Below are 3,026 nucleotides of genomic sequence, written 5' to 3'. Positions count from 1 at the left end.
TCCGGCTTGCCGATCTCGCCGGACTGCACCTCGTCGACGGCCTTGCGCCCTTCCGCCGGGCCGAGGTCGAACAGGTACGGCGGGTTCGCCGTGGCCTCGGCGAAGGCTTGGGCGGCGGCCTCGAGAACGGGGCGGGTGGGGGTGGTGTCGGTCATGGCGACCTCCTCGGTTCGGGTGCCCCGGGCAGCCTCCGACGCTAGTCCTCGCCGGAAGCGGTGGCACGCCGAGAAGAGTAGCGTGCTATTAAGTCGTGCACAACTAATTAGGGGGCGATAGAATCGAGAGGACTCGAACGGTAGGCTGGGGTGATCACCGGTGACCAGCACAGGAACCAGGAGCCGCGCCGTGGACCGAGCCGCCGAAGCGACCGACGGATCGCTGCTCCTCGACGACCAGCTCTGCTTCGCCCTGTACGCGGCCTCGCGCGCGGTCACCGCGCGCTACCGCCCCCTCCTCGAGGAACTCGGGCTGACCTACCCCCAGTACCTGGTCATGCTCGTGCTCTGGGAGCAGGACTCCATCTCCGTACGGGACTTGGGCACCGCGCTCCAGCTGGAGTCCAGCACGCTGTCACCTCTTCTGAAGCGCCTGGAGGCGGGCGGCCTGCTGCGTCGCGAACGCCGGCCGGACGACGAGCGCTCGGTCGCCATCCGCCTCACCGACGCCGGGGCGCGCCTCCAGGAGCGTGCCCGCACGGTCCCGCTCGCCATCGGGGACGCCATGGGGCTGACCGCCGAGCAGGACGCCATGGCCAAGCAGCTGCTCCGCCTGATCAGTTCGAACGTCGCCGACGGCTGACCCGTGCCGGGCCCGGCGTGTTGAGGTGCCGCGCCCTCAACCGGCCGCCGTACGACGGATGGTGAGGCGCCGGTCAGTGCCGCGACCGCCGCCGGTGCGGCCACGCTGGTGAGGGCGACGGGCCGGCAGACCCAGGCCGCCATGAAGCCGGGCCATGACCGCCGGTCACGGGGCGCACGGCGATCGTTGCACGCCGGTGCCGTGGGCCGTCTTCGCGCGGCTGGCGCGGCTTGTGCGCTCGCCTCTTCGGGGGATTCGGCGTCGTCGTTCTGGCGTGGCGGAACCGGTCGGGCGCGTACTTGTGGCATCGACCCGGGGCCGCCCATCTCCCTGTCGGGGAACGGCGGTCTGTGATGGCCGGTTTCGGCCACCGTCGGTAGCGGCGGCCCCTGGCAGTGCGGCGACGAGAAGCAGCCCCAACCGGCTTCGACCTCACTGGAGGGCCGCGATCATGCCAGCCACGGTAACCCTAGTCACCACCTCACCGAATCCTTCGGTCATCGGTCAGCCGGTGACGCTGACCGCGATCGTCATCCCGCTCGGAGCGGGGACTCCGACGGGGACGGTCACCTTCACCGTCACCGGCGGGCCGACTGTGACGGTGCCCGTCGTGGGCGGTACAGCGACGGCGACGGTCGAGGACCTGTCCGTCGGAACCCACCCGGTCACCGCCGCCTACAGCGGTGACGCCAACTTCACCCCGTCCACGGGAGCCACGGTCCAGGCGGTCATCAAGGCGGCCACCCGGACGACGGTGACGTCCGCACCGGATCCGTCGGGCTTCGGCGAGCCGGTGACGATCACGGCGACGGTGGCGCCGGTCGCGCCGGGGACCGGCACGCCGACGGGCACCGTCACCTTCGTCATCACCGGGGGGCCGACGCTGACGGCGCCGCTGGTAGGAGGAACGGCGACGGTCACCACGAACACCCTGAGCGCCGGTCCGCACACGATCACCGCGATCTACGGCGGGGATGCCAACTACCTGCCGTCGTTCGGGACGAGCAGGCACACCGTGCACAAGAAGGCGGCCACCACGACTACGGTCACCTCCTCGCCGGATCCGTCGGTGGCGGGCCAGCAGGTGAGTTTCACTGCCACCGTGACGCCGGTGCCCCCAGGGCTGGGCACGCCCACAGGCACGGTGACCTTCGTTTTCGGCGACGGGTCGCCACCGGTGACGGTTCCCCTGGTGGGAGGTACGGCCACGGTCAACCACGCGTACGGCAGCGCCACCGGCAGTCCGTACGCCATCACCGCGACCTACAGCGGGAACGCCAACCTCAAGCCCTCCACAGGCGCCGACATTCAGACCGTGCTGCCGGCGACGACGACCACGGCGGTGGTCTCCTCGCCGGATCCGTCGGCGGTGGGCCAGCCGGTGACCTTCACCGCGACGGTGACGCCGGTGGCCCCGGGTGCGGGCACGCCGACGGGGACGGTCACGTTCACCTTCGGGGACGGGGCGGCGCCGGTGACGGTTCCGTTGTCCGGTGGCACCGCCACCACCACGCACGCCTACACCACCGCCACGGGCAGCCCGTTCACAGTGACGGCCACCTACAGCGGCGACGGGAGCTTCGTCACGTCGTCGGGCACGGACACCCACACCGTGGGCGCCTCGGCCACGATCACGGCGGTGGTCTCCTCGCCGGATCCGTCGGTGGTGGGCCAGCCGGTGACCTTCACCGCGACGGTGACGCCGGTGGCCCCGGGTGCGGGCACGCCGACGGGGACGGTCAGTTTCGACTTCGGCGACGGGTCGCCGCCCCAGAGCGGCACCCTGGTGGGCGGCACGGCGACGGTGACCCACACCTACACCTCCACCACCGGCAGCCCGTTCACCGTCACCGCCACCTACGCCGGGACCGGAGACTTCGCCGGCTCCTCGGGCACCGACCTCCACATCGTCAGCCCCTCGGCCACGACCACCACCGTCACGTCCGCGCCGGATCCGTCGACGGTCGGCCAAGAGGTGACCATCACCGCGACGGTGGCGCCGGTGACGCCGGGCGCCGGAACGCCCACGGGGAACGTCACCATCAACTTCGGCGACGGCAGCCCGGCCGAGACCGTGAGCCTGGTGGGCGGCGCAGCGGTGGTCACCCACACCTACACCAGCGCCATCGGCAGCCCGTACACCATCACCGCCACCTACGGCGGGGACGCCGACTTCACCGCCTCCACCGGGACCGACACCCAGACGGTGAGCGCGGCGGGGACCAGCA

General features: G+C 71.6%; 2 protein-coding genes and 1 pseudogene. 2 read left to right on the top strand and 1 reads right to left on the bottom strand.

What is annotated here, in order from left to right; all coding sequences use genetic code 11:
• Nucleotides 1-326 (bottom strand): annotated as a pseudogene (locus tag IE263_RS49410) (esterase); the annotation flags it as partial.
• 19 nt (nt 327-345) lie between these two features.
• On the opposite strand from IE263_RS49410, the gene IE263_RS47940 reads away from it, so the two are divergent.
• Nucleotides 346-798 (top strand): MarR family winged helix-turn-helix transcriptional regulator, encoded by a 453-nt coding sequence (locus IE263_RS47940; RefSeq protein ID WP_194517092.1) that lies wholly within the window; start codon nt 346-348, stop codon nt 796-798.
• A gap of 451 nt (nt 799-1,249) precedes the next feature.
• A partial coding sequence (locus IE263_RS47935) for an Ig-like domain-containing protein (protein WP_189944446.1) occupies nt 1,250-3,026 on the top strand: 1,777 nt, incomplete at its 3' end.

The organism is Streptomyces aurantiogriseus, from assembly GCF_014649375.1.
Lineage (GTDB): Bacteria > Actinomycetota > Actinomycetes > Streptomycetales > Streptomycetaceae > Streptomyces > Streptomyces aurantiogriseus.
The sequence above is the reverse complement of the archived record's forward strand: the minus strand, read 5'-3'. Positions and strand labels throughout refer to the sequence as shown.